Origin of the sequence: Bradyrhizobium sp. UBA2491 (assembly GCF_002341725.1) — a bacterium.
Lineage (GTDB): Bacteria > Pseudomonadota > Alphaproteobacteria > Rhizobiales > Xanthobacteraceae > Bradyrhizobium.
In genome coordinates this window covers 209995-235070 of sequence record NZ_DDOP01000015.1, presented here as the reverse complement: position 1 = coordinate 235070, position 25076 = coordinate 209995, and the positions used below count along the sequence as shown (strand labels likewise).

The following is a 25076-nucleotide window of genomic DNA, read 5'->3' as shown; positions in this document are numbered from 1 at the left end:
TTTGGCCAAGAGAAGAAACAATGAAGCAAAAACGGCTGATTGGCGCGTGGCTCGGCTGCGCGCTGGCGATGGGATTGACGGTCGCGGCACATGCACAATCGGCGAGCGATCCGACCGATGCGGGCAAGGCGGTGTTCAAGCGCGGCAATTGCGTCGGCTGCCACAAATGGCACGGCAATGGCGGGGGCGGCTATGGCGGCGACGCGCTGTCGCTGCGCAAGACCGAGCTGACGCGCGAGCAGATCATCGAGACGGTCAGCTGCGGCCGGCCGGGGACCGGCATGCCGTTCTTCGTGCGCGGCTCCTATGACACCATGAAATGCTATGGAATGAGCCGGCAGGATGCTGGCGGTCAAATGCCGCCCGAGGCGAACGTGTTCCTGCGGCCGAACGAGATCGAGGCCGTGGCGGACTACGTGCTCGCGCACGTCAAGGGCAAGGGCGAACCAAACTACGACGAATGCATCGCCTTCTTCGGCGATGGCTCACGTGTCTGCAACATCTACAAGGAGGCCGGGCACGCCGCCGCGCCGTCCGACCAGAGCGAGAAGAAGCCATGAGCAAGCATCGATCGGTCATCCGCGGGTTGGTCTTCGCCGCCACCGTTGCGGCTGCCGTGCCGGCGATGGCGACAGCCGGAGACCTGCGCGACATCACTGTCGGGATGGACATCAGCAAGGTTCCCGACGCGGGATACATCAATTTGACCTGTGTCGGCGAGAAGACCCACAGACTGGCGGACTGGGCGCAGTGGCCGAATTGCCCGGCCGGGCCCGACCAGCTGCGCGGCGTCAGCTTTGAGTATGATCGTGAGACCGCGCGCGAAGGCACCATGGTGGCCGGCCATCCGGCGATCCTGACCGTGATGATCGACAAGGACGCCAAGATCGCGGCGCTGACGATCGAGACCGATCCGAAGGCGCGGCTCTATCTGCGCAAGAAGGCATTCCTGCTCGGCCTGCAGGCGAAGTCGCGCTATGGCGAGGACGGCTGGACCTGCTCGGATGCACAGCCTGCCGGCGACAAGCAGGAGGTCGGCGGCGTTTTCGTCAACGAGCGTTGCACCAAGACCACTGATGGCCGATCGATCGAGATCGAGCGCAAGCTCTATCGCGAGCCGAACAAGGACCTCAAGGACTTCACCGACGAAAGCCGGATCACGATCCGCCGCGCCGGATCGTGAGCTCAATCGAGCACATCGTCGATCTCAGGTTTCGATCGGGGCTGCGTCGATGTCGATCTGCGGGAGCAGGCCAGGGGACTGCCGTTCGACCAGCTCGCGCATCTTGCCGATGATCGCCTTCGCCGCCGCCGAGATGATCGAGCCCGGGCCGGCGACCGTGATGACGAGCGGTGGCGTCCGGTCGGTGTCGGTCAGCCGCATCGCAATCGCGCTCAGGCCTGGCGTTCCCATGTCGCGCGTGTAAGCGAAGCCCTGTCGGCGGATCGTCGCCAGCGCCGGCTGGATATCGCCGAAGCGGACGGCGGATGACGGCGCTTCCTCGGCATTGATCCGCTGCACGATCCGCCGCGCGTCCTCGTCGTTCATCAGGCTCAGGAACACCCGGCCCGGAGTGGAATGGGTCAACAGCCGCCGCGCGCCGGGCTCCAGATAATAGCGCACCGGCGTCGTGCCTTGCAGCACGCGGATGTACTGGCTGTAGAGCTGATTGCGCGCCACGACGAAGGTCGTCAGCCGCGTCGCCTCATGCAGCTCGTGGGTGATCGCATCGAGCGTGACGCCCGGAAGCGTCTGGTTGTTGAGCCAGCCGCCGAGCAGCGCGACACGGACTGTTGGCAGATAGCTGCGTGTCTGCCGGTCATGGTCGAGATAGCCGAGCTCGACGAGGCTCTTCAGCAGCGCCGACGTGCTCGACGGCGGATAGTTCAGCCGCCGCGCGATCTCGGTCATTGCCGCCGGCCGCTCGATCTCGGCGAAATACTCGAAAATGCGGAGCACGCGCTGCGCCGATTTGACGACGGACGGATCCGGACTGCCGTCGGCGGCACGAAACAATTCGGCATGCCGGTTGGCTTCGATCACCGTCGCCGAGGGATCGTCGGGCTGCGCCCGGACCCGGTCGGCGACGATGCGCCGGCGGCCTCGGCGGGATGGCGGCGCGTTGTCGGAGCGAGCTCCCTTCATCTGTTGCCGTTCATGTCCTTGGTGCGTCGCAACATGCTGCACGTCTCGCGGCGAGTGTGCCGCGAAACCAATCGAGGTCAACGGTTTCGAGTGCGCCCCCGCGCGCGGCATTTCCTCCACGTATCTGAAATTATTTCCGCGTGGTGGACATCGCCGCGATGGTTCTCGATGTTGCAGCGAGAGTTTGAACACCGGGGCTGGCATCCCGCACAGCGGTACGGCTGGTGCGACGTCACCCCAAACAAGGAGAGCCAGATGCAGATGAGTGCGCACGACCTTCGCAACCCTGACGAAGCCGCAGAGCCGGCCGATCCGGCCCGCCACATCTCCCATGATTGCGCCGGCCTCAACTTCTACGACCTCGACCGCGGGCTTCGCAGTCTGCTCGGCCTGTATCTGTCGCGCGCGGATCGCGAAACGCTGGAGCCGCACTTCCATCGCCTGGGCGCGTTGGCGGGAGGCCGGCTCGACCAGCTTGCGAGAATCGCCGACAAGCATGCGCCGGTGCTCAATCCAAGGGACGCCTACGGCCGCGACGAGGACTGGATCGACTATCATCCGGCCTACCGCGAGATGGAGGCGATCGCCTTCGGAGATTTCCAGTTTCATGCGATGAGCCATCGCGCCGGCGTGCTCGGCATGGACCGGCCGCTGCCGGCGGTGGCAAAGTACGTGTTCCAATATCTGTTCGTGCAGTCCGAGTTCGGGCTGATGTGCCCGATCAGCGTCACCGACACCTCAACGCACCTGATCCGCAAGTTCGGCTCCGACGAGCTCAAGGCCTATCTGCTGCCGAAGATGTTGTCGGACGACATGGCGAGCCTGTGGAAGGGCACGCAGTTCATGACCGAGCGGGCCGGCGGCTCCGATGTCGGCGCGATCGAGACCGTGGCGCGCCGCGATGGCGACGTCTGGCGTCTGACCGGCGACAAATGGTTCTGCTCGCATGCCGATGCCGATGTCGCGCTGATGCTGGCGCGGCCGGAAGGCGCGCCCGCGGGCACCAAAGGACTCGCGCTGTTCGCGCTGCCGCGGCGTCTGAAGAACGGCCGCCGCAACAGCTACCGGATCGTGCGGCTCAAGGACAAGCTCGGCACCAAATCGATGGCGTCGGGCGAAATCCGTCTCGACAATGCGGTGGCCTATCTGGTCGGCGATCCCACGGCGGGCCTGAAGCAGATGATGGAGCAGGTCAACCTGTCACGGCTGTCGCACGGCGTGCGGGCTGCTGCGATGATGCGGCGGTGCGTCAACGAGGCGGTGGTCAGCGCCACCTCGCGGACGGCGTTCGGCCAGCGCGTGATGGATTTTCCGCTGCTGCGTCGTCAGCTGATGAAGCTGATCGTGCCGACCGAGCAGGCGCTGTCGATGATGCTGGTCGCCGCGCACGCGATGGACGAGGCCAATGCCGGTTCGGCGCAGGCGAGGGACCTGCTGCGCATCCTGACGCCGTTGCTGAAGTACCGCGCCTGCCGCGACAACATTCCGGTCGCGACAGGTGCGATGGAGGTGCGCGGCGGCAACGGCTACATTGAGGAGTGGGTGCAGCCGCGGCTGGTGCGCGATGCCCATGTCGGCGTGCTGTGGGAGGGCACCAGCAACATCAATGCGCTCGACATCATCACGCGCGCCGTCGGCAAGAGCGGCGCGCACAAGGCCCTGGCTGCGGTGCTGCATGCGCGCCTCGCTGAGGCGAAGGCGCTGCCCGCGCCGTTCCGCCAGCGCCTTGGCACCGCGCTCGACCGCGCGATCGCCTTTGCCGCGCAAGTCGCGGCCGATCGCGGGGCGGAGCATGCAGCGCGGCTTGCCGCCAGCGCGCTCTACCACGCGGCATCGGCGATCACGCTCGCCTGGGAGGGATGCCAGGCGGAGGTCGACGCACGGCGGCTGTTGCTGTCGCGCTTCGTGCTCGAGCACCGCCTGACCGCGAAGGACCCGTTGGCGCCGAGCGATGATGCATGGGAACGCGACGCGATCGCGCTGGTGCTCGGCGAGAGGCCGGTCACTGTCGCTCAGGCCGCCGAGCTGCTGGCGGCCTGACGGCCATAAGCGCGCCGAAGAGAAAACAAGCAATGCGGAGGAAGTCCTTGTCATGCAAATGAGGCGAGCGGTTGCGATCGCGTTCATGGTTGTGCTCTGCCTGGCAGGTGCTGAGCTTGCCTGGGCCCAGATCTCCGGCGACGTGGTGCGGATCGGTGTGATCAACGACATGTCGGGCCTCTACTCCGATCTCGGTGGCGAAGGCTCGGTGGAGGCCGCCCGGCTGGCGATCGAGGATTTCGGTCCGACCGTGCTTGGCAAGAAAATCGAACTGGTGTCGGCGGATCACCAGAACAAGCCCGACATCGCGGCGGGCATCGTACGCCGCTGGATCGATGGGGACGGTGTCGATCTGATTGCCGACGGTGGCAATTCGGCAACGGCGCTGGCCATTCAGGGCATCACCCGCGACAAGAAGCGCATCTTCGTGATTTCCGGGCCTGGCAGTTCCGATCTGACCGGAAAGCAGTGCTCGCCTTACGGTTTTCATTTCGCTTACAGCACTTACGCTGAAGCTTCCGCCGTCACCAAGGCGATGCTGAAGAACGGTGCTGATACGTGGTTCTTCCTGACCGCGGATTACGCCTTCGGTCACGCGCTGGAGCGTGACGCATCGGGCTTCATCACAGCCGCAGGCAGCAAGGTCGTGGGCGCGGTGCGTCATCCGCTCGGCGTGTCCGATCTCTCCTCATTTCTGTTGCAAGCGCAGAACTCCAAGGCGAAGGTGATCGCGCTTGCGAATGCGGGAGGCGATACCGTCAACAGCCTCAAGCAGGCCGCGGAGTTCGGCATCGGGAAATCGGCCGACCAGAGCATTGTCGCGCTTCTGATGTTGATCACCGACGTGCACTCGCTCGGCCTGCAAGCGGCACAAGGCATTCGCTATGCCACTTCGTTCTCGTGGACCCAGAGTGAGGCAACCCGTGCGTTCGGGCATCGCTTCATGGCGCGTCGGCACGGGCAGGCGCCGACCATGATCCAGGCAGGTGTCTACAGCGGCGTGATGCATTATCTAAAGGCAGTGCAGGCGGCCGGAACCGACGATGCCGACGCCGTTGCCACGGCCATGCGCAAGCTTCCCGTCAACGACTTCATGACGCAGAATGCACCGATCCGCGAGGATGGACAGGTAATGCGCTCGATGTATCTCGTCCAGGCCAAATCGCCTTCCGAATCGCGCGAACCTTGGGACTATGAGAAGGTGATCGCGACGATTTCGCCTGATGAAGCCTGGCGGCCGCTTGCGGAGGGCGGTTGCCCGTTCGTGCAGGCGAAAGGCCAGTGATGTCAGTGTCGCTGTGCTAATGCCGCGCCAGCAGCGCCACGATGATCAAAGCGAGGATCGCGCACAGCACCTTCCAGAACGTCACGGGATCACGGTCGTGCAGCGATTTGCGGGCCGTGACGGCGGGACCGGCCCAGGTCGCGCCGTTCTCCAGTTCGTGCGCGAACTCGATGGCGTCGCCGAATCTTTGCGCTGGTTCGATGCTGAGCGCCTTGCCGATCACGGCATCGAGCCAGGCCGGAAGGTCCGGCCGGTAGCGTGACAGCGGTGACGACTTGCCGAAGCGCGGCCGCGAGAACGGCTCTATTTCGCCGAACGGATAGTTCGCGGTGAACATGCGATAGACCGTGACGCCGAGCGCGAACAGGTCGGAGGCCTCGTCGCCGGCCTTGCCGCCGAACAATTCGGGCGCCATGTAACTTGCGGTGCCCGGAATGTCCTCGGCGGGAAAATCCTCCAGCAGCGGCACCCGCGCGACGCCGAGATCGACCAGCCGCAGGCCGCCATCCCTGAGCAGGATCACATTGTCCGGCTTGATGTCGCGATGGATGATGCCGGCGCGGTGCAGTGCGGTTACCGCGCGCACCAGCTTGGTGGCGATGTCGATGCCTTCGGCAAGCGACAGCCGTGGCGAGCGCGTCAGCCGCTGCTCCAGCGTTTCGCCTTCATAGAGCGGCATCGCCGAATAGAGCCGGGTCTGCCGCTCGGCCGGCACCTCGATGATCTCGCCGATCCACAGGCTGCGCACCCGCGCCGCGACCCACGCCTCGCGCACGAAAGCGAGGCGGTAGGAGCCCTCGCTGGCGACCCGCGGATGCGGAAATTTCAGCACGACCTCGCGGCCTGCGTGCTTGTCGGTCGCCTTGAACAGGCGGCTGTAGCGTCCGTCGGACAGTACGTCGCCGAGCGCGAAATCGTCGATCACGTCGCCCGTCTCGGGCAGGTCGAGGATCGGCAGTGTCGCGATCGCGTGCGTGAGCTCGTCGCGATCCGCCGGCGGCAGATCGACGATGTCGAGCACCGCCGCGGTGGCATTGTCGCTGCCGCCGGCCGCAAGCGCGGCCTCGACGATGCTGCGCGCCGACTCCTCCGGCGGCGTACGCTCTTCCAGCAATTGCTGAAGTCGGGAATCGCCGAGCGCGCCGTGAACCCCGTCGCTACAGATCAACAACCGATCGTGTTGCCGCAGTCCGGCCGAGGTGGTGTCGAAACGGGCGAACTCCTCGAATCCGATGGCGCGGCTGAGCATGTGCGCAAGCTCGCCGCGGCCGGCGATATGGTCCTGCGTCAGGCGCTCTAATCGTGCTTCGCTCAGGCGGTAGACGCGGGTGTCGCCGATATGGATCACATGGCACGTCCGCCGCGACAGGATGACGGAAGAGAAGGCGCAGGCCATGCGGCTGCGCGCGGCATCGACGCGGCCCTGGCCATAGATCCAGCCATTGGCGGCCTCCAGCGCCCGCGCTGCGCGACGGCGAACGCCGAGTGTCTCCGGCAGGGAATAATAGGCGTCGATGAAGCTGCGAACGGCGATCTCCGCGGCCTCGCGTCCGCCCTTGTGCCCGCCGACGCCGTCGGCGACCGCGGCCACGACATCGCGATGCATGGCGCTTGGTCGGCCGAGGCAGGCCGCGACGTAATCTTCATTGGCGGCGCGCTTGCCGGTCTCGCTGGCGAAACCGACGCGAACGCCCAGATCCGGTTGCGCGCCGTTCGCCACGTCCGAGCTATCCTCTCCCGGGGGAGCGGGCCGTCAGACGCGCGCTCCCGACACCGCGCCCCAGGTGGTGCGCCAGCGGACCTTGACCATGGCAAGTCCGATGAAGCCAAGCAACGCCAGCGCGCCAAAGAACAGGAAGCCGGCGCCGAAGCCCCCGGTCATGCCCTTGGCGGTGCCGAGGGTTTGCGCCAGGAAGAAGCCGCCGATGCCGCCGGCGCAGCCGACGAGGCCGGTCATCAGGCCGATCTCGTGGCGGAAGCGGAGCGGGATCAGCTGGAACACGGCGCCATTGCCCATTCCGAGCGCCAGCACGCCGATCGAGAACAGCAGCACCGAGATCCAGGCGATCCGCGGCATGTTGCTCAACACCCAACCGCCCTGCGTCGGCGTCGCCGGGCCCTCCGGCATGAAGGCGATCACGACATAGGCGGCGACGACGACACCGAACAGGATCGACAGCGAGCGAATGCCGCCGATCCGGTCGGCGATCATGCCGCCGACGGGGCGGAATCCGGAGCCGAAGGCGACGATCAGTGCGACCAGCATGCCGGCCGCGACGCCCGAGACGTGATACTGCACGGTGAAATACAGAGGCAATGCGTTGGCGAGGCCGACGAAGCCGCCGAAGGTGATGAAGTAGAAGAACATGAACCAGCGGGTATCGGAGTCCTTCAGCAGCGTACCGTAGGCTTTCAGCGAAATCGGCTTACGTTCGCCTGGCGCGTCCTTGGCTGCGAACGCGTAATAGGCGAGCACCATCAGCATCGGAATCAGCAGGCACCCGAATACGGCCTGCCAGCCCCAATGCTCGGCGATCGAGGGCGCCAGTAGCGTATCGAGCACGACGCCCATATTGCCGGCGCCGGCGATGCCCATGACGACCCCCTGATATTGCGGCGGATACCAGCGGCTGGCCTGAGGCAGGGCGACCGCGAACGAGGCACCGCCGACGCCGAGTGCGACGCCGAACAGCTCGATCGCGAGCTTGCTGTTCAATCCGAACTGCCAGACCGCTAGGGTCGCGGCGATCACCACGAGCTGGGCAATGATGCCGGTGCGCTTGGCGCCGATGACGTCGGCGAGAATGCCCATCGGCACACGTAGCAGGGCACCGGCCAGCACGGGGATGGCGACGAGGGTGAACTTCTCGTTCACGGCCAGATTCATGTCGCGCGCGATGTAGACGATCAATGGTCCAAGCGCGACCCACGCCATGAAACTGATGTCGAAATACAGGAACGCGGCGAGCAGTGTCGGCCAGTGACCGGCTTTCTTGAACTCGGCAAGTTTCATCGCAAGCATCTCGCGGTGATGCGGCGGAGACTGCCGCAGACGCGCGGCCCTCTCAGGCGCAGACAGATCGAATGTGGGTGAATGTGTGCGCGCGCTCGTCGTTGAGACGCACTCCGGCAACAGATGAGGTCAGCAATTTGCGTGCCATCGAGGCGATCGCGCCGCTTTGCCTTGCAGTCGCAAGACGTTGTCGCGAGATCGCGAACCGCATTCGGCGATCGGAACTGGCTTGGCTTGCATCACGCGTCGCCACGCAAACACGCAGGCTGATGCTTTCTTGTGCGATACGCTCCGGGTAGCTGACGGCGCTTCGATAGCGAGTTCGCGATCGCCGTCGCCAACGTCGATGCTGTGATGCACAAGAGATCATCGGCGTGGCTAAAAAATCGGCCGGCTATTGCGATGGCGCGTCATTGGACTGTTTCGGTGCGCCTCGAAACCAATTGATTTTGTTGCCGGATTTGTCTTCCGGGATTTGGCACGCGTTTTGAATACCAATCGATAACGGAACATCGATCGTCATCGACGACGGTCTGCGCCCGCGGCTGGGCTTCCTCCAACTCCAAACCTTTATCGGTGTCGATCAACGACGCGCGCCGCGTCGCTGGGCAACGCCGTCGGATTTGAAAGGCAGACCATGCTCGACAAGGTGACGAAGCAGAAGCTCGTGGTGATCGGCAACGGAATGGCCGGCATCCGCACGGTGGAGGCGCTGCTCGAGCGCGCGCCCGATCTCTACGACATCACGGTGTTCGGCTCGGAGCCGTACGGCAATTACAACCGCATCCTGCTGTCGCCGGTGCTCGCCGGCGAGAAGACCGTCGACGACATCATGCTCAACACCGTCGACTGGTACGAGGACAACAACATCACCCTGCGCAAGGGTGAGACGGTCACCATGATCGACCGCCGCAGCTGCGAGGTCGTCACCGAGGCGGGCGCCCGCGTTCCCTATGACCGGCTGCTGATCGCGACCGGCTCGAACCCGATCGTGCTGCCGCTGCCGGGTAAGGAGCTGCCGGGGGTGATCGGCTTCCGCGACATCCACGACGTCGATCGCATGATCAAGGCCTCGACCGACTATCGCAACGCGGTCGTGATCGGCGGCGGCCTGCTCGGCCTCGAAGCCGCCAACGGCTTGATGAAGCGCGGCATGAACGTCACGGTGGTGCATCTGCTGGATACCTTGATGGAGCGACAGCTCGATCCGGTGGCCGGCGGTCTGCTGCGCAAGTCGCTGGAAGAGCGCGGCATGGTGTTCAAGATGCCGGCGCAGACCCAGGCGATCCTCGGCGAGGACCGCGTCACCGGCGTGCGCTTCGGCGACGGCACCGAGCTGCCGGCTGACCTGGTGGTGATGGCGGTCGGCATCCGTCCGAACTTCGAGCTCGCCAAGAAGGCCGGGCTGTATTGTGAGCGCGGCATCGTCGTCTCCGACACCATGCAGACCTATGACGGCCGCATCTATGCGGTCGGCGAATGCGTGCAGCACCGCCGCCAGACCTACGGTCTGGTCGCGCCGCTGTTCGATCAGGCCAAGGTCTGCGCCAACCACCTCGCGATGAAGGGCTTTGCCACCTATGACGGCTCGGTCACCTCGACCAAGCTGAAGGTCACCGGCATCGACCTGTTCTCGGCCGGCGATTTCGCGCCGGGGCCGGACAAGGAGGAGATCGTGCTGCAAGACGCCAATCGCGGCGTCTACAAGCGCATCATCCTGAAGGACAAGAAGATCGTCGGCGCCGTGCTCTATGGCGACACCATCGATGGCCCCTGGTACTTCCAGCATCTGCGCGACGGCACCGACGTCTCGCACATGCGCGAGCGCCTGGTGTTCGGCGCCGCCAATCTCGGCGATGGCGGCGTCAGCGGCCAGAACTCGGTCGCCGCGATGAGCGACGAGACCGAAATCTGCGGCTGCAACGGCGTCTGCAAGGGCGCGATCGTCAAGGCGATCTCGGAGAAGAAGCTGTTCACGCTCGACGACGTCCGCGCCCACACCAAGGCATCGTCGTCCTGCGGTTCCTGCACCGGCCTGGTCGAGCAGGTGCTGGCGTTCACGCTCGGCGGCGATTATTCGGCGGCGCCGAAGGTCAAGCCGCTGTGCAAATGTACCGACCACAGCCACGACGATGTTCGCCGCGTCATCGTCGAGCAGCAGCTCAAGACCATTCCGGCCGTGATGCGCTTCATGGAGTGGAAGACGCTCAATGGCTGCCATTCCTGCCGTCCCGCGCTGAACTACTATCTGCTCGCGACCTGGCCCGGCGAGTATCGCGACGACCAGCAGTCGCGCTTCATCAATGAGCGCGTCCACGCCAACATCCAGAAGGACGGCACCTATTCGGTGGTGCCGCGGATGTGGGGCGGCGTCACCACGCCGAGCGAGTTGCGTGCGATCGCCGACGTCGCAGAGAAGTTCAACATCCCGACGGTGAAGGTCACCGGCGGCCAGCGCATCGACCTGCTCGGCGTCAAGAAGGAGGACCTGCCGGCGGTATGGGCCGATCTCAACGACGCCGGCATGGTGTCGGGCCACGCCTACGCCAAGGGGCTGCGCACGGTGAAGACCTGCGTCGGCTCCGAATGGTGCCGCTTCGGCACCCAGGACTCGACCGGCCTCGGCGTCAAGCTGGAGAAGTTCATGTGGGGCTCGTGGACGCCGGCCAAGGTCAAGCTCGGCGTCTCCGGCTGCCCGCGCAATTGCGCCGAAGCAACCTGCAAGGACGTCGGCGTGGTCTGCGTCGATTCCGGCTATGAAATCCATTTCGCCGGCGCCGCGGGCCTGCACATCAAGGGCACCGAGTTCCTGACCAAGGTCGAAACCGAGGACGAGACGATCGAGGTGATCGTCGCGCTGACCCAGCTCTATCGTGAGGAGGGCTGGTATCTCGAGCGCATGTACAAATGGTGCGACCGCGTCGGTCTCGAGCAGATCAGGAAGCGGGTGGTCGACGACGTCAAGAACCGCAAGGCGCTGTTCGCCCGCTTCGCCCATTCACAGCAGTTCGCGCAGACCGATCCCTGGGCCGAGCGCGCCAGCCGGGGCGTCGACCGCAACGAGTTCGCGCCTCTCGCCGAATTGGAGCTCGCATGACCAGCTGGATCGAGATCGGTGCGCTCGACGACATTCCGCGGCTCGGCTCGCGCGTGGTGCGCACGCCTCGCGGCAACATCGCGGTGTTCCGCACCGAGAGCGACGAGGTGTTCGCGCTTGACGACCGCTGCCCGCACAAGGGCGGGCCGCTATCGCAGGGCATCGTGCACAACAAGCGCGTGACCTGTCCGCTGCATAATTTCGTCATCGAGCTCGCGAGCGGGCAGGCGGTCGCCCCCGACGAGGGCTGCACGCATACCCATCCGGCCAAGGTCGAAGACGGCGTGGTCTGGCTGTCGGTGCGGCAGGCGGTTGCGGTGAGCTGAGCAGTCAGGCATGTCCGTCAAGACCACGTGTCCCTATTGCGGTGTCGGTTGTGGCGTCATCGCCTCGAGGGACGCGGCGGGCCTCGTGCGGGTCGAGGGGGACAGGCAGCATCCGGCCAATTTCGGCCGGCTGTGCAGCAAGGGCTCGGCGCTCGCCGAGACCATCGATCTCGATGGGCGCCTGCTTGAACCTTTTGTCGACGGCGCGCCGGCCACATGGGACGCCGCGCTCGATCGCGTCGCCGATGGCTTTGGCCGGATCATCAGGGAGCACGGGCCCGATGCGGTCGCGTTCTACGTCTCAGGCCAGTTGCTGACCGAGGACTATTACGTCATCAACAAGCTCGCCAAGGGCTTCGTTGGCACCGCCAATATCGACACCAATTCGCGGCTGTGCATGGCCTCCAGCGTGGCCGGGCACAAGCGCGCGTTCGGCAGCGACACCGTGCCGGGCTGCTACGAGGACCTCGAGCAGGCGGACCTGCTGGTGCTGGTCGGCTCCAATGCCGCTTGGTGCCACCCGATCCTGCACCAGCGCATGCTGGCGGCAAAGGAGAACAACCCGGCCTGCAAGATCGTGGTGATCGATCCGCGCCGCACCGCGACCTGCGAGGGCGCCGATCTGCATCTGCCGTTGCGCTCCGGCAGCGACAGCGTGCTGTTCAACGGTCTGTTCGCGTTCCTCGCCGGCAGCAATGCGGTCGATCGCGGCTTCGTCGGCAATTGCACGACCGGCGTCGTCGACGCGCTCAAGCAGGTGGCCGGCCAGACCGTGGCGCAGACGGCTGCGACCTGCGGCCTGACCGAAGGTGCCGTCGGCCTGTTCTTCGACTGGTTCACCCGCACAGAGCGCGTCGTCACGCTGTATTCGCAAGGCATCAATCAGTCGTCGAGCGGCGTCGACAAGGTCAACGCCATCATCAACTGCCATCTCCTGACCGGGCGCATCGGCCGTCCCGGCATGGGGCCGTTCTCGCTGACCGGCCAACCCAACGCGATGGGCGGCCGCGAGGTCGGCGGGCTCGCGAACCAGCTGGCCGCGCATATGGAGATCGAGAATCCGTCGCATCGCGAACTGGTGCAGCGGTTCTGGCGCGCGCCCGTGATCGCGGAGAAGGCGGGATTGAAGGCGGTCGACATGTTCGACGCGATCGCCGACGGCCGCATCAAGGCAGTGTGGATCATCTCGACCAATCCGGTGGTGAGCCTGCCCGATGCCGATCGCGCGCGGGCCGCGCTCGACGCCTGCGAGCTCGTCGTGGTGACGGATTGCATGCGCGACACCGACACCACGCGCCATGCCGACGTGCTGCTGCCGGCGCTGGCGTGGGGCGAGAAGGACGGCACGGTCACCAATTCCGAGCGCCGGATCTCGCGACAGCGGCCGTTTCTGGCTGCGCCGGGTGAGGCGCGCGCCGACTGGCGCATCGTCTGCGACGTCGCCACCCGCATGGGATACGCCGGCTTCGACTACGCTTCGGCCGCGGCCGTGTTTCGCGAGCACGCCGGGCTGTCGGGCTTCGAGAATGACGGCCGGCGCGATTTCGACATCTCGGCGCTGGCTGCACTCGACGACGTCGCCTATGACGCGCTGGCGCCGGTGCAGTGGCCGGTGACATCGGAGCATCCCGCCGGCACCCCGCGGATGTTCGGGAGCCAGACATTCTTCACGCCCGATCGCAAGGCGCGCTTCGTGCCGGTCGCGCCACGTGCGGCGCGCCACGCGACCAGCCGCGACTTTCCGCTGGTGCTCAACACCGGTCGTGTCAGGGATCAGTGGCACACCATGACCCGGACCGGGAAGACCGGGCGGCTGCTGTCGCATGTGTTCGAGCCCTACGCGGAATTCCACCCCGACGATGCGCGGCAGGCGGGCGTGCAGAATGACGGGCTGGTGCGGCTGACCAGCAATTGGGGCGAGATGATCGCGCGGGTCGTGGTTACCGCCGACCAGCGCCGCGGCTGCGTGTTCGTGCCGATGCACTGGAACGAGGCGTTCGCCGGCGAGGGCCGCGTCAACGCGCTGGTCAATCCGGTGGTCGATCCGCTGTCCGGCCAGCCGGAGTCCAAGCACACGCCGGTCAAGGCCGATCCATACGCGCCGAAATGGCATGCCTTCATCCTGAGCCGCGATGCGATCAAGCGTCCGACGGGTGGCTATTGGGTCTACGGCAAGGCCGGCGAGGGCACGCGGCTGGAGCTTGCGCTCGACGTCCGCCCGGAGAGCTGGCGCGATTGGGCGCGGGCGCAGCTCGGGCTCGACGGCGTCGAGATCGAATGGCTCGCCTATCGCGATCCGGCGGCGGGCCGCTTCCGCTACGCCGCGGTGCGCGACGGCCGGCTCGCAGGCTGTGTGTTCATCGCGCCGGACCACGCGCTGCCGTCGCGGGCCTGGCTGACCGGGCTGTTCGCCGAGCAGCAATTGTCGGCCAATGCACGAATGTCGCTGCTTGCCGGACGCCCGTTCGGTGCGGGCGAGGATGTCGGTCCGATCGTCTGTTCCTGCTTCAGCGTCGGACGGCACCAGATCACCGCCGAGATCAGGAAGGGTGCCGCCAGCGTCGAGGCGATCGGCCGTTGCCTGAAGGCCGGCACCAACTGCGGCGGCTGCAAGCCGGAGATCGGCAAGCTGATCGGCGCCACCGCGCAGCCGCGGCAGGCCGTCGCGTCCTGAAAGTCCCGCAATCCGCTCGCGCTGAGTGAGCTAGCAGCCGCGGCAGATGCTCTTCAGCTTGCTGTTGAGCAGGCGGTCCTCCTCATCGGAGGCCGCCTTGGTATAGGCGTCATCGCCGTGCCGCTTGTCGGAGGCAAATCCGCCGCCGCGCATGGCGCCGCCGGCATGCATGCCGTGACTGTGTCCGCCGCCATGGCCATGGCCGCCGCGCGCGTCCGCCGGCGGCATTGCGGCCGCAAGCAGGGTCAGCAGCAGCCCGACCGTCGTGATCGTCCGCATGGTCTCCTCCTCGTCGGAGGTAAATTACCGCAGACGCTGCGGCAAATCGGTGTCGGCATCTTCACAATTTCGCGTGGCGGCAATCCGCACGATTCTCGCGACCGGTTCCCCGACGGCTCCACCGGTGCGCCGCACATAGGCCGTCCAGGGATGGCTTCATGCCGACAATGCAGTGCTCGCGGCACCAAAATGGTGTATCGGCAAGCTCTGGCGCCCAAGGACACCGCTGGGACGGGTCCGGCGCCGCATAATCAGAATTCGCAAGATATCGGAGGAATGCTTCATGTCGGCTCTGCCACTCTCGGGCATCAAGATTCTCGACCTGACACGGGTGCTCGCGGGCCCGCTGTCGGCCCAGATGCTGGCGGATCTCGGCGCCGAAGTGATCAAGATCGAGCGGCCCGGCGGCGGCGACGACGCCCGCGCCTTTGGCCCGCCCTACCTGGCCGACCCCGAAGGCAAGCAGAACAACAACAATTCGTTCTACCTCTGCGCCAACCGCAACAAGAAGTCGGTCACCGTCAATATCGCCAAGCCCGAGGGGCAGGCGATCGTCCGCGAACTCGCCAAGACGGCCGACGTGATGATGGAGAACTACAAGGTCGGCGACCTCAAGCGCTACGGCCTGGACTACGAGACCATCAAGAAGATCAACCCCGGCATCATCTATTGCTCGGTGACTGGCTTCGGCCAGACCGGACCCTACGCGCCGCGCGCCGGCTACGATGCCATCCTGCAGGCGATGGGCGGGTTGATGAGCGTCACCGGCCATATCGACGGCGAGCCGGGCGAGGGCCCGATGAAGGTCGGTCCCTCGATCGTCGACTACATGACCGGCATGAACACCTCGATCGGCATCCTCTCGGCGCTCTACCATCGCGACGCCAACAACGGGGAAGGGCAGCACATCGACGTCTGCCTGTTCGACACCGTGATCGCTTCGCTGTCGCACTGGCTGCAAATCTACCTGGTCAACGGCACCACCCCGCCGCGCCGCGGCACCTGGGGCAATGGCGGCATGCCGGCCGGCGTGTTCCGCTGCACCGACGGCGAATTGATGCTCGTGGTCGGCAATGACGGCCAGTTCCAGCGCACCTGCGCGGTGCTCGGCGAGCCCGAACTCGCCAACGACAAGCGCTTCGTCAAGAATAACGACCGCGTCGTGCACGGCAAGGAGATCATGGCGATCTTCGCCGGCCTGTTCCTGAAGAAGCCGGTGGCCCACTGGCTGGAGAAGCTGGAGGAGGCCGGCGTGCCGTCCGGCCCGATCAACAATTTCGAGCAGGTGTTCAGCGACCCGCACGTGCAGTCGCGCGGCATGCGGGTCAAGGTCGATCATCCGTTCGAGCCGAACCTGTCGTTGATCCGCAACGCGCTGACCTTCTCGGGCACCCCGATCACCGACTACCGCGCCCCGCCGCTGCTCGGCGCCGACACCAAGGACGTGCTGGCGACCATCGGCTACGACGACGCCAAGGTCGAAGGGCTGAAGGCGCAGGGGATCCTGTAGGCGCGTGCCGGCACGGCGGCGGTGACAAGCCGCCGCCGCTGCATTAACCTGACGCGATCGATCGCCACGTTGATGAGGCGCGTCCGCTGATGATCATCCAGGCCTGTCTCAACGGCGCGCGTCCCGTCGATTTCCATCCGCATCTCCCGTTGACCGCGGCTGCGATTGCGCAGGACAGCGCAGCCTGCGTCGCGGCAGGTGCCGCCGAGCTGCATATCCATCCGCGCGACCCCGAGCGTCGCGAGAGCCTGACTTGTATCGATCAGACGGTGGCTGCGGTTCGGCGGACATGTCCGGGCACCCTGGTCGGTGTCTCGACCGGGGCGTGGATCGAGAACGACGTCGAGCGCACGCGGGCCGCGATCACGGCGTGGCGTGAGCTGCCCGATTATGCATCGGTCAACCTCTCCGAACCCGATGCGCCGGAGGTGATGAACCTGCTGCGCGGCCGCGGTGTCGGCATCGAGGCTGGCCTCGCATCGGTCGCCGATGCCGAGCGCTTCATCGGCCTTCCCGGACACGGGTCGGTGTTGCGGGTCATGATCGAGATCGGTGCGCAGGACCACAGCAAGGCGTTGCAGGCGGTCGACGAGATCGCCTCGATCCTGAACCGCGCTGAATTGCGCCGACAAATCCTGCTGCATGGTTTTGATGCCACGGTCTGGCCACTGCTCGAGGAAGCGCATCGCCGGCGCTGGTCGACCAGGGTCGGTCTCGAGGACGGCAGGGCAATGCCGGATGGCACCGTAGCCTCGGGCAATGCCGCACTCGTGGCGGCCGCCGTCGCGGTCTACCGCGAGATGCTTTAACACTTCGACCGATATCGAATCATCATTGACATCTTCCTGCTAGATTGGCGGCATCGATCCTCTTATCGAAGGTCCCCATCATGAAACGGGAAGTGGTCCGCGTCGAACCGATCTCAAGCTGGCTGGAGCGCTGGAAGGCGCCGGCGTCCGCGGTGACGCGCGCCGGCAACATGATCTTCGTCTCCGGCCTGCCGCCGTTCGATCCCGCCACCGGCGAGATCGCCGCAGGCGCCTCGATCGAGCGCCAGAGCGAGCTCGTGATGGAGCAACTCAGGCAGTGCCTGGAAGCCGCCGGCGCCTCGTTCGACAACGTCATGAAGTGCAACATCTTCTGCACTTCGGCGAAGCACTTCGCCACCTTTAATGCAATCTATCGAAGATATTTCGGGGACGATCTGCCGGCGCGGATCTTCGTCTGCATCCCGGAATGGACCGGGCCGTTCGACATCGAGATCGACGCCATCGCGATGGTCTGAGGGCGGGCGAGGGACCGCGCGCCTGTCTTAAATTCGTGCAACTTGTGATCGTAGTCTTCCGGTTTTCACCGGGAGATGATCCGATGACGAATATTGCCCTGCGTTGTCTCTGCGCCCTCATTGCGACCATTGTCGTCGCCGGCAGTCCGGCGTTCGCCCAAACCGGGACGCCGGTCGATCCGCGGCTCGGCTGCGACAAGGCCGGCACAGCGCCGGCGGCCGATGCCGGCGAGCCCGACAATATCGACCTCTTCAAGAAGCGGCTGCTGACCTATCGCTGCGCGGCTTACGAGAACGACATCGCCGCGGTGCTCGGCAATGCGCGGAAGTGGGTGACGGCGCGAGCGCCGGAAGTCCAGCGTCCGGCCGTCGTACTCGATATCGACGAGACCTCGTTGTTCAACTGGCCTCGCATCTACCAGGACGACTACGCCTATATCCCGAGCACGCCCGGCGGCCGCTGCGATTTCACCGAGGTCGGCGATCCCTGCGGCGACCTCGATTGGCAGCAGAGCGCGCGTGCCGCCGCGATCGGTCCGACGCTTGAGCTCTACAAGCTCGCCCGCTGCATCGACCAAGCCGCCACCTGCACCAAGGTCGAGGTGTTCTTCGTCACAGGCCGACGTGAGCAGGAGCACAACAAGGAGATGGCGAGCGTCTGGACGTTGCGCAATCTGCAACTTGCGGGCTTCGACGGCATCGCGCGAGATCATCTTTACATGCGCGATCCGGCCTCGACCGGCTCGGTCAGCATCCACAAGACGGCCGCGCGCGCCGACATCGAAAGCAAGGGCTTTGCGATCATCGCCAATGTCGGCGATCAGAAGAGCGATCTCGTCGGCGGACATGCCGAGATGACCTTCAAGGTGCCGAATCCGTTCTATTTCATCGAATAGGCTACGCCGCTGCGTGGCGGCTCACAGGTCCTGCCGCGTCAGCCGGCCGTGCACCATCGCCGGCCGCGCGGCGGGCTTGCTCGGCACCTCGCCCATCGTCAGCGCCATCACCGAGACCGTGACCACGCGATCGATGATGGCGCGGACGTCGTCGAGATCGCATTTGCCTTCCGAGAGCCGCAGCAGGCGCTCCTTCTCGCGGATGGTGTGGTGCGCCATCGCCAGCGCGAAGTGCAGGCCCCAATACAGCTCGGTGTCGCTGCTCGCCGGCATCGCGCGGCGCATCGCGGCGGCGAATTTGCGCAAATGGTCGACCTCGCGGTTCTTGATGCGGCGGATCGGCGGCACCGATTCGATCGAGGCGCGGATCATGAAGCGCGCCGCGGTGGAGCCTTCGCGGTCGGGGCCGAGGCAGCCGCGCAAGGTCGGGCCGACGAGGGCGCGCATGATGTCCTCGATCGTGGCGCGGCCGCCGCCCTTCTCTTCTGCGGCCTTCAGCTCGTTGAGGCGCTCGCGGTTGGTCTGGATGCTGCGGGTGACGAACAGCTCCGCGATCAGTTCGTCCTTGGAGCCGAAATGATAGTTCACCGCCGCGAGGTTGACGTTCGCCTCCGCGACGATGTCGCGCAGCGTGACGTCGCCGAAGCCGCGGTCGGCATAGAGTCGCTCGGCGGCGGCGAGAATGGCGGACCGGGTGTGATCGCTGGCCATGGCTGAGAGCCTTTCAGTCGGTCTGCGCGCGATGCGCCGGAACGACGAAGACGACAGGGAGTTGCATTTCAAACATTTGTATGAAACTATCGTTTGAACAGCCGGCAATGTCAATCCGCAACAATGCGAGCGGCATTCTGGCACACCACCGCGCCGGTCCCGCGAACGCCCTTGCGGCGTCCGGGCGCCGGGTGGACAGTGCGGCCCAAAGTCTAGGAAACGAGGAGCGTCCCATGGATTTCACGATGTCGGCCAGGCAGAAGGAGTGGCTTGAGCGCGTTCAGGCTTTCATGAAAACGCACGTTCGCCCGGCGGTGCCGATCTACGAAAAGCAGGACGCCGAAGGCCCGCGCTGGAAGGTGATCCCGGTCCTCGAGGAACTGAAGAAGAAGGCGAAGGCCGAAGGCCTCTGGAACATGTTCATGCCGCCGTCCTCGCATGAGGACGACGAATTCCATGGCGCGGGATTGACCAATCTCGAATACGCGCTGCTCTCGGAAGAGATGGGCCACATCTCCTGGGCGTCGGAAGTGTTCAACTGCTCCGCGCCCGATACCGGCAACATGGAAGTGTTCATCCGCTACGGCACCAAGGAGCAGAAGCGCAAATGGCTGCGCCCGCTGATGGACGGCGAGATCCGCTCCGCCTTCCTGATGACCGAGCCGGCGGTCGCCTCGTCCGACGCCACCAACATCGAGACCCGGATCGAGAAGGACGGCGATCACTATGTCATCAACGGCCGCAAATGGTGGTCGTCGGGCGTCGGCGATCCGCGCTGCAAGGTCGCGATCCTGATGGGCAAGACCGACTTCAACGCCGCCAAGCACCAGCAGCAGTCGCAGATCCTGGTGCCGCTCGACACCCCCGGCATCAAGGTCGAGAAGATGCTGCCGGTGTTCGGCTATGATGACGCGCCGCATGGCCACGCCCAGGTGCTGCTCGAGAACGTTCGCGTGCCGAAGGAAAACATCCTGCTCGGCGAGGGCCGCGGCTTCGAGATCGCGCAGGGCCGTCTCGGTCCTGGCCGTATCCATCACTGCATGCGCACCATCGGCCAGGCTGAAGAAGCGCTGGAGAAGATGGTGAAGCGGCTCACCTCGCGCACTGCGTTCGGCAAGAAGATCATCGAGCACTCGGTCTGGGAGCAGCGCATCGGCGAGGCCCGCACCGACATCGAGATGAATCGTCTGCTCTGCCTCAAGGCAGCCGACATGATGGACAAGGTCGGCAACAAGACCGCGCAGGCCGAGATCGCCATGATCAAGGTCGCAGCGCCCAACATGGCGCTGAAGATCATCGACCAGGCGATCCAGTCCTATGGCGGTGGTGGCGTCTCCGACGATGCCGGGCTGGCGCGCGCCTATGCCCACATCCGCACGCTTCGCTTGGCGGACGGTCCGGACGAGGTGCACAATCGCGCCATTGCCAGGCTTGAAGTTCGGAAGTATGCAAACACGTCGCACTGAGCATGACCGGGAACGCATAGCGTTCGCGACCGCATCGTGCTCAGAATGAAAAAGAGAAATCAGGCTGGTGCGCCAGCCTGATCGAGGGAGCGCTGCAAAGGCGCTCCCGTCAACAAGGGAGCGTCCAATGGCGCTCCCAAGAAACGTGTTGAGGGAGCGTCACCGTGGCGGACGGCGTCAGGAAAGACGAGGAATTTTCCGGGACAAGGGAAGTCGAGGAGCGCCATCGTATCAACGAGGCCAGCCTCGACGCCTGGATGAAAGAGCACGTCGAGGGCTATCAGGGCCCGCTCAAGGTCCTGCAATTCAAGGGTGGCCAGTCCAACCCGACCTATAAGCTCGAGACGCCCGGCCGCAACTACGTGATGCGCCGCCGGCCGTTCGGTAAATTGTTGCCGTCGGCCCATGCGGTGGACCGCGAGTTCCGCGTGATCGCGGCACTTGGCAAGCAGAATTTTCCGGTCGCGAAAGCCTATGCGCTGTGCACCGACGATGCGGTGATCGGCTCGGCCTTCTACATCATGTCGATGGAAGAGGGGCGGGTGTTCTGGGATCCGACGCTGCCGAGCCAGGCGCCCGATGCACGCCACAAGATCTTCACCAGCAAGATCGAGACGCTGGCGAAGCTGCACGTCCTCGATCCCGAGAAGATCGGCCTCGGCGATTTCGGCAAGCCCGGCAATTATTTTGCGCGCCAGGTCGATCGCTGGACCAAGCAGTACCGCGCTTCCGAGACGCAGCACATTCCCGAGTTCGAAAAGCTCGCCGAGTGGCTGCCGAAGACGGTGCCGGAGCAGAAGCGTGTCTCGGTCGTGCATGGCGACTATCGCCTCGACAACATGATCTTCCACGCCACCGAGCCGCGGGTGCAAGCGGTGCTCGACTGGGAATTGTCGACGCTCGGCGACCCCATGGCCGACTTCACCTATCTGCTGATGCAGTGGACCATGCCGGGCCTCGCCAATGCCGACCTCAAGGCGTTGAACATCCCGAGCCAGGATGAGGCTGCGCAGATCTACTGCAACGTCACCGGCATGGCCGTGCCTGACTTGAACTGGTACTTCTCCTACAATTTGTTCCGCCTCGCCGGCATTACGCAGGGCATTGCGGGCCGCGTCCGCGACGGCACCGCTGCCAATGCCAAGGCCCTCGAGTCGGCCGCGCGCACCGTGCCGCTGTCGAAGGCATCGTGGGAATACGCGCAGAAGGCCGGCGCAACCTGACATGACAAGCGGCGCGATGCTCACAGCTCGCGCCGCTTCTCTTTTTACCTCGCCCCGCTTGCGGGGAGAGGTCGGATCGCATCGCCAGATGCGATCCGGGTGAGGGGGAGTTTCCGCTCATCCGTCTTTCACCGAATTTGCGCTACGGCATGTTTCCATCCTGTAGCCATCTGTGACTTGAGTTCGCCACGCCGCTTTGGCAAGTCAATCCGGTCGCTGTTTCCCGCCCTGGTCCTGATCGGACGCTTTCACCTTGCCTCTGTCCTCGAATCTTCGCGGCAGCCTGTTCATGGCTGCGGCCATGGCCGCTTTCACGGCCAACGACACCATCACCAAGGCGGTGTCGGCGGAGCTCAACATCGGGGAGATCCTGCTGGTCCGCGGCGTGGTCGCGATGGTACTGGTTGCGGCGCTGGCGTGGTATCGCGATGCGCTGCGCAGCTTCCGTGCGCTCTTGATCTGGCCGGTGGGCTTGCGCGTGCTCGGCGAGATCGGCGGCACGCTGACCTATCTGTCGGCGATCGCGCAAATTCCGCTCGCCAACGCGTCGGCGATCTTCCAGGCGCTGCCGCTGGTCATCACGCTGGGCGCGGCGCTGGTGTTCGGCGAGCCGGTCGGCTGGCGACGATGGCTTGCGATCGCGGCCGGCTTCATTGGCGTGCTCGTCATCGTCCGGCCCGGCGCCGAAGGTTTCAGCCAGGCCGCATTGCTGGCGCTGGCGTCGGTCGGCTTCTGCGCGGTGCGCGATCTGGCGACCCGGCGCATCCCGAAGGAGCTGCCGACCGTGTTCATCACGCTGCTCACGACCGTGACGGTGACGACTGCGGGCGCCGCCGTGCTGGTGCCGCTCGGCGGCTGGAAGGCGCCGTCCGGCCATGCCCTCGGCCTGCTCACATTCGCCGCGGTGCTGATCCTGATCGGCTACCAGTGCATCATCGTGTCGCTGCGCACGGGTGACATCTCGGCGGTGGCGCCGTTCCGCTACACCGCGTTGCTGTGGGCGATGCTGCTCGGCTACCTCGTGTTCGGCCACAAGCCCGACGGCGCGATGCTCGCCGGTGCCGCGATCATCGTCGCCTCCGGCCTCTACGCCTTCTACCGCGAGCGCAAGCGCGACAAGCTCCGCCCGGCCGCAACCGGGCCCGGCCTGCCGCCGGATGGGCTCTGATCCAAGCTGGCGCAACCGCACCATGCCAACTACGCTGGCGCGCCATGATCATCACAATTCCGGTCGACCAGATTCAGGATTGGGACAGCTTTCATTCTGTTTTCCAATCGACGCTCGGCTTTCCCGACTTCTATGGACGCAACATGGACGCGTGGATCGACTGCATGACATACGTCGATGACCCTCCGAGCGGCATGACGAGTGTATCAGTTCCCAAGGGTGGCGTGCTCATTCTTCGTATCGACGACGCGCCGGGTTTTCAGCGGCGTTGCCGCGAGCAATACGATGCGCTCGTCGAATGCTCCGCGTTCGTCAACCATCGACGCATGGAGCGGGGCGCCGCACCAGTGCTCGCGCTGATGCTGAACGGTCGGTACGACAAGCCATAGGCAGTTTCGTAGCCTGGGTGAGCGGAGCGATACCCGGCAAATCGTTCCGGCCTGTGGCTTCGCTCATACGGGCTGCGCAATTGTTTCCGCTTTCGCTCCGCGCAATGCGCCGTCGGCCGCGCGACAAACAGTCTGTGATCCTTGCCCACACCCCCGCTCAGCCGACGATCAAGTGCGTGTAGTCGGGCAGCTTCAGCGAGTTGTGGACCTGACTGGTGCGCTCGCCATAGGATGGGGCCGGGCCCGACGTTCGCATCGTCGCAAGTATTTCGTTGCGGGCATCGAGTTCCTCCTGTGTGCGTGGCATGAGCAGGGTCCCGCCATTGTTCAGGGCGAGGGCCTGGTTCGCCTCCATGAATGGCCGTGCCAGTCGCTCATAGGACGCAAAGCCATCGGCGGGATCACCATGCGCCGCCAGCTCTCCGGCAAGCACGTAGGCGCCAACCAGCGCGAGGCTCGTGCCTTGTCCCGACAGGAATGAGGGCGCGTGAGCAGCGTCGCCGACGAGGGCCACGCGGCCGGACGACCAGCGCGGCAGATGGATCTGGCCGACTGTGTCGAAGAACAGGTCGTCCGCGCGTCGCATGGCCGCGACCAGACGAGGAACCTCCCAACCGCCATCACGGAAAAGTTCTTCCGTCCGCCGGCGTTGCTGGTCGACGTCAGCATTCGAACGAAACGGTGGTTCGTCGGCAGCGAAATTCAGGAAAGCCTGGAGCAGATGGCTCTCGCCAACCGCATACACGCCGGCGAGGCGGCGCGGCGCGGAATAGATCACGGCCTCGCGCGACAGACCAAGCTCGTTCGGCAGCGAGAACAGGTTGAAGCAAAAACCGAGATAGCGGTGGAACGGTGCTTCCGGCCCGAACGCCAGGGCGCGGGTGTTCGAATGCATGCCGTCCGCGCCGATCACGATATCGAAGCGCTGCTTCGCCCCGCTGCTGAAACGGACGTCGACACCGGCCCCATCGTCGTCGATCGCGTCGATCGAATCGTTGAACCGATAACGGACCTGCATGTGCCGCGTCAGATCATACAAGATCGAAACGAGCACGCCGCGCGGCAGCTCGACGTGACGGCTGGTCATTCCGCCGGCCAGGTCTTCGGGCGAGATCGCGGCGATCGGATGTCCGCCGGCATCGACGAACGTCAGCTTCCGCGTATCGATATGGACCGTGCGGAGTTGCGGCAACACGCCCATGCGTTCCGCGACGTCGATCGCGGTACCCCTTACATCGATCGGGTAACCGCCGCTTCGGATGGTGGCAGCCCGCTCCACCACGGTCACGGCGAAGCCGTATCGGTTCAGCCAATATGCCGTCGCCGGCCCGGCGATGCTCGCACCGGAGATCAGGACATTGCGGCCGCGCGCCTCGGAACTCGGCTTGACGGGCATACTGCACTCCCTGTGGCATAAGATGCGATTATGCATCTAATGGAGCAGGTGCGCGCTGTCAATAAGATGCGCATATGTATCTTGTGGCGAGGGTGACGTGCTCGAGCCGATCAGATGCCGCATCCCGGCCGAACTCCGGCCGCGAGCTGGTATGGAAGCCGGGCCTGAGATG

The 25076-nt window shown here is 65.2% G+C and carries 21 protein-coding genes; 15 read left to right on the top strand and 6 right to left on the bottom strand.

What is annotated here, in order from left to right; all coding sequences use genetic code 11:
• Window positions 1-68: 68 nt before the first annotated feature.
• On the top strand, window positions 69-560 hold the full coding sequence (locus tag B2W55_RS04935; protein ID WP_029878714.1) for a c-type cytochrome: 492 nt from the start codon (window positions 69-71) through the stop codon (window positions 558-560).
• Window positions 557-1183, top strand: a complete 627-nt coding sequence (locus B2W55_RS04930; protein ID WP_024578531.1) for a hypothetical protein — start codon at window positions 557-559, stop codon at window positions 1181-1183. The genes B2W55_RS04935 and B2W55_RS04930 overlap by 4 nt, the downstream gene beginning before the upstream one ends.
• A gap of 24 nt (window positions 1184-1207) precedes the next feature.
• Here B2W55_RS04930 and B2W55_RS04925 read toward each other — a convergent pair whose 3' ends face one another.
• Entirely contained in the window at window positions 1208-2146 is a 939-nt protein-coding gene (locus B2W55_RS04925) for an IclR family transcriptional regulator (RefSeq protein ID WP_024578532.1), read from the bottom strand.
• 255 nt (window positions 2147-2401) lie between these two features.
• On the opposite strand from B2W55_RS04925, the gene B2W55_RS04920 reads away from it, so the two are divergent.
• Both B2W55_RS04920 and B2W55_RS04915 read left to right on the top strand, forming a co-directional pair.
• Window positions 2402-4186, top strand: a complete 1785-nt coding sequence (locus tag B2W55_RS04920) for an acyl-CoA dehydrogenase family protein (protein ID WP_024578533.1) — start codon at window positions 2402-2404, stop codon at window positions 4184-4186.
• A 52-nt stretch (window positions 4187-4238) separates the two neighbouring features.
• Window positions 4239-5471, top strand: a complete 1233-nt coding sequence (locus B2W55_RS04915; protein ID WP_244442104.1) for an ABC transporter substrate-binding protein — start codon at window positions 4239-4241, stop codon at window positions 5469-5471.
• A 16-nt stretch (window positions 5472-5487) separates the two neighbouring features.
• Here B2W55_RS04915 and B2W55_RS04910 read toward each other — a convergent pair whose 3' ends face one another.
• Together B2W55_RS04910 and B2W55_RS04905 are read right to left on the bottom strand one after the other, a co-directional pair.
• Complete coding sequence (locus B2W55_RS04910) at window positions 5488-7191, bottom strand: bifunctional protein-serine/threonine kinase/phosphatase (protein WP_024578535.1); 1704 nt, start codon at window positions 7189-7191, stop codon at window positions 5488-5490.
• 33 nt (window positions 7192-7224) lie between these two features.
• Window positions 7225-8484 carry an MFS transporter gene (locus B2W55_RS04905; protein WP_024578536.1) on the bottom strand — a complete coding sequence of 420 codons (1260 nt, stop codon included), beginning with the start codon at window positions 8482-8484 and terminating at the stop codon, window positions 7225-7227.
• Window positions 8485-9121: 637 nt separating this feature from the next.
• Between B2W55_RS04905 and nirB the strand changes: the two genes are divergently transcribed.
• Genes nirB through B2W55_RS04890 form a run of 3 tightly spaced genes read left to right on the top strand, consistent with a single transcriptional unit; the run spans window position 9122 to window position 14581 of the window.
• Complete coding sequence (gene nirB / locus B2W55_RS04900; protein ID WP_024578537.1) at window positions 9122-11581, top strand: nitrite reductase large subunit NirB; 2460 nt, start codon at window positions 9122-9124, stop codon at window positions 11579-11581.
• Window positions 11578-11907 carry a nitrite reductase small subunit NirD gene (nirD, locus tag B2W55_RS04895; RefSeq protein ID WP_024578538.1) on the top strand — a complete coding sequence of 110 codons (330 nt, stop codon included), beginning with the start codon at window positions 11578-11580 and terminating at the stop codon, window positions 11905-11907. Before nirB ends, nirD begins: the two co-directional genes overlap by 4 nt.
• A 10-nt stretch (window positions 11908-11917) precedes the next feature.
• A complete protein-coding gene (locus B2W55_RS04890) occupies window positions 11918-14581 on the top strand; it encodes a nitrate reductase (RefSeq protein WP_024578539.1) in 2664 nt (887 codons plus the stop codon).
• A 30-nt stretch (window positions 14582-14611) separates the two neighbouring features.
• Here B2W55_RS04890 and B2W55_RS04885 read toward each other — a convergent pair whose 3' ends face one another.
• The gene (locus tag B2W55_RS04885) at window positions 14612-14860 is read right to left on the bottom strand and encodes a hypothetical protein (protein WP_024578540.1); all 249 of its coding nucleotides are present in this window, start codon (window positions 14858-14860) and stop codon (window positions 14612-14614) included.
• A 283-nt stretch (window positions 14861-15143) separates the two neighbouring features.
• On the opposite strand from B2W55_RS04885, the gene B2W55_RS04880 reads away from it, so the two are divergent.
• The 4 genes from B2W55_RS04880 (at window position 15144) to B2W55_RS04865 (ending at window position 18551) form a co-directional block, all read left to right on the top strand.
• Window positions 15144-16370: a CaiB/BaiF CoA transferase family protein gene (locus B2W55_RS04880; protein WP_024578541.1), complete on the top strand. Its 1227-nt coding sequence runs from the start codon at window positions 15144-15146 to the stop codon at window positions 16368-16370.
• An 89-nt stretch (window positions 16371-16459) separates the two neighbouring features.
• Entirely contained in the window at window positions 16460-17179 is a 720-nt protein-coding gene (locus B2W55_RS04875; RefSeq protein ID WP_024578542.1) for a 3-keto-5-aminohexanoate cleavage protein, read from the top strand.
• An 80-nt stretch (window positions 17180-17259) separates the two neighbouring features.
• The gene (locus B2W55_RS04870; protein ID WP_024578543.1) at window positions 17260-17655 is read left to right on the top strand and encodes a RidA family protein; all 396 of its coding nucleotides are present in this window, start codon (window positions 17260-17262) and stop codon (window positions 17653-17655) included.
• A gap of 83 nt (window positions 17656-17738) precedes the next feature.
• Window positions 17739-18551: an HAD family acid phosphatase gene (locus B2W55_RS04865; RefSeq protein WP_024578544.1), complete on the top strand. Its 813-nt coding sequence runs from the start codon at window positions 17739-17741 to the stop codon at window positions 18549-18551.
• 21 nt (window positions 18552-18572) lie between these two features.
• On the opposite strand, the gene B2W55_RS04860 is transcribed toward B2W55_RS04865, so the two are convergent.
• The gene (locus B2W55_RS04860) at window positions 18573-19262 is read right to left on the bottom strand and encodes a TetR/AcrR family transcriptional regulator (RefSeq protein ID WP_024578545.1); all 690 of its coding nucleotides are present in this window, start codon (window positions 19260-19262) and stop codon (window positions 18573-18575) included.
• Window positions 19263-19495: 233 nt separating this feature from the next.
• On the opposite strand from B2W55_RS04860, the gene B2W55_RS04855 reads away from it, so the two are divergent.
• The 4 genes from B2W55_RS04855 (at window position 19496) to B2W55_RS04840 (ending at window position 23508) form a co-directional block, all read left to right on the top strand.
• The gene (locus tag B2W55_RS04855) at window positions 19496-20728 is read left to right on the top strand and encodes an acyl-CoA dehydrogenase family protein (RefSeq protein ID WP_024578546.1); all 1233 of its coding nucleotides are present in this window, start codon (window positions 19496-19498) and stop codon (window positions 20726-20728) included.
• A 164-nt stretch (window positions 20729-20892) separates the two neighbouring features.
• On the top strand, window positions 20893-21951 hold the full coding sequence (locus B2W55_RS04850) for a phosphotransferase family protein (protein WP_024578547.1): 1059 nt from the start codon (window positions 20893-20895) through the stop codon (window positions 21949-21951).
• A 253-nt stretch (window positions 21952-22204) separates the two neighbouring features.
• Complete coding sequence (locus B2W55_RS04845; RefSeq protein WP_024578548.1) at window positions 22205-23119, top strand: DMT family transporter; 915 nt, start codon at window positions 22205-22207, stop codon at window positions 23117-23119.
• Window positions 23120-23163: 44 nt separating this feature from the next.
• Window positions 23164-23508 carry a barstar family protein gene (locus B2W55_RS04840; protein WP_029878720.1) on the top strand — a complete coding sequence of 115 codons (345 nt, stop codon included), beginning with the start codon at window positions 23164-23166 and terminating at the stop codon, window positions 23506-23508.
• A gap of 157 nt (window positions 23509-23665) precedes the next feature.
• On the opposite strand, the gene B2W55_RS04835 is transcribed toward B2W55_RS04840, so the two are convergent.
• The gene (locus B2W55_RS04835; protein ID WP_024578550.1) at window positions 23666-24904 is read right to left on the bottom strand and encodes an FAD-dependent monooxygenase; all 1239 of its coding nucleotides are present in this window, start codon (window positions 24902-24904) and stop codon (window positions 23666-23668) included.
• Between the last annotated feature and the right edge of the window lie 172 nt (window positions 24905-25076).

Bases quoted from the DNA above. Each gene is read 5' to 3' on its own strand.
- B2W55_RS04935 (WP_029878714.1), top strand. From the start codon at position 69: ATGGGATTGACGGTCGCGGCACATGCACAATCGGCGAGCGATCCGACC.
- B2W55_RS04875 (WP_024578542.1), top strand. From the start codon at position 16,460: ATGATCATCCAGGCCTGTCTCAACGGCGCGCGTCCCGTCGATTTCCAT.
- B2W55_RS04925 (WP_024578532.1), bottom strand. From the start codon at position 2,146: ATGAAGGGAGCTCGCTCCGACAACGCGCCGCCATCCCGCCGAGGCCGC.
- B2W55_RS04920 (WP_024578533.1), top strand. From the start codon at position 2,402: ATGCAGATGAGTGCGCACGACCTTCGCAACCCTGACGAAGCCGCAGAG.
- B2W55_RS04860 (WP_024578545.1), bottom strand. From the start codon at position 19,262: ATGGCCAGCGATCACACCCGGTCCGCCATTCTCGCCGCCGCCGAGCGA.
- B2W55_RS04865 (WP_024578544.1), top strand. From the start codon at position 17,739: ATGACGAATATTGCCCTGCGTTGTCTCTGCGCCCTCATTGCGACCATT.
- B2W55_RS04930 (WP_024578531.1), top strand. From the start codon at position 557: ATGAGCAAGCATCGATCGGTCATCCGCGGGTTGGTCTTCGCCGCCACC.
- B2W55_RS04915 (WP_244442104.1), top strand. From the start codon at position 4,239: ATGCAAATGAGGCGAGCGGTTGCGATCGCGTTCATGGTTGTGCTCTGC.
- B2W55_RS04855 (WP_024578546.1), top strand. From the start codon at position 19,496: ATGGATTTCACGATGTCGGCCAGGCAGAAGGAGTGGCTTGAGCGCGTT.
- nirD (WP_024578538.1), top strand. From the start codon at position 11,578: ATGACCAGCTGGATCGAGATCGGTGCGCTCGACGACATTCCGCGGCTC.
- B2W55_RS04890 (WP_024578539.1), top strand. From the start codon at position 11,918: ATGTCCGTCAAGACCACGTGTCCCTATTGCGGTGTCGGTTGTGGCGTC.
- B2W55_RS04905 (WP_024578536.1), bottom strand. From the start codon at position 8,484: ATGAAACTTGCCGAGTTCAAGAAAGCCGGTCACTGGCCGACACTGCTC.
- B2W55_RS04870 (WP_024578543.1), top strand. From the start codon at position 17,260: ATGAAACGGGAAGTGGTCCGCGTCGAACCGATCTCAAGCTGGCTGGAG.
- B2W55_RS04835 (WP_024578550.1), bottom strand. From the start codon at position 24,904: ATGCCCGTCAAGCCGAGTTCCGAGGCGCGCGGCCGCAATGTCCTGATC.
- nirB (WP_024578537.1), top strand. From the start codon at position 9,122: ATGCTCGACAAGGTGACGAAGCAGAAGCTCGTGGTGATCGGCAACGGA.
- B2W55_RS04885 (WP_024578540.1), bottom strand. From the start codon at position 14,860: ATGCGGACGATCACGACGGTCGGGCTGCTGCTGACCCTGCTTGCGGCC.
- B2W55_RS04880 (WP_024578541.1), top strand. From the start codon at position 15,144: ATGTCGGCTCTGCCACTCTCGGGCATCAAGATTCTCGACCTGACACGG.
- B2W55_RS04840 (WP_029878720.1), top strand. From the start codon at position 23,164: ATGATCATCACAATTCCGGTCGACCAGATTCAGGATTGGGACAGCTTT.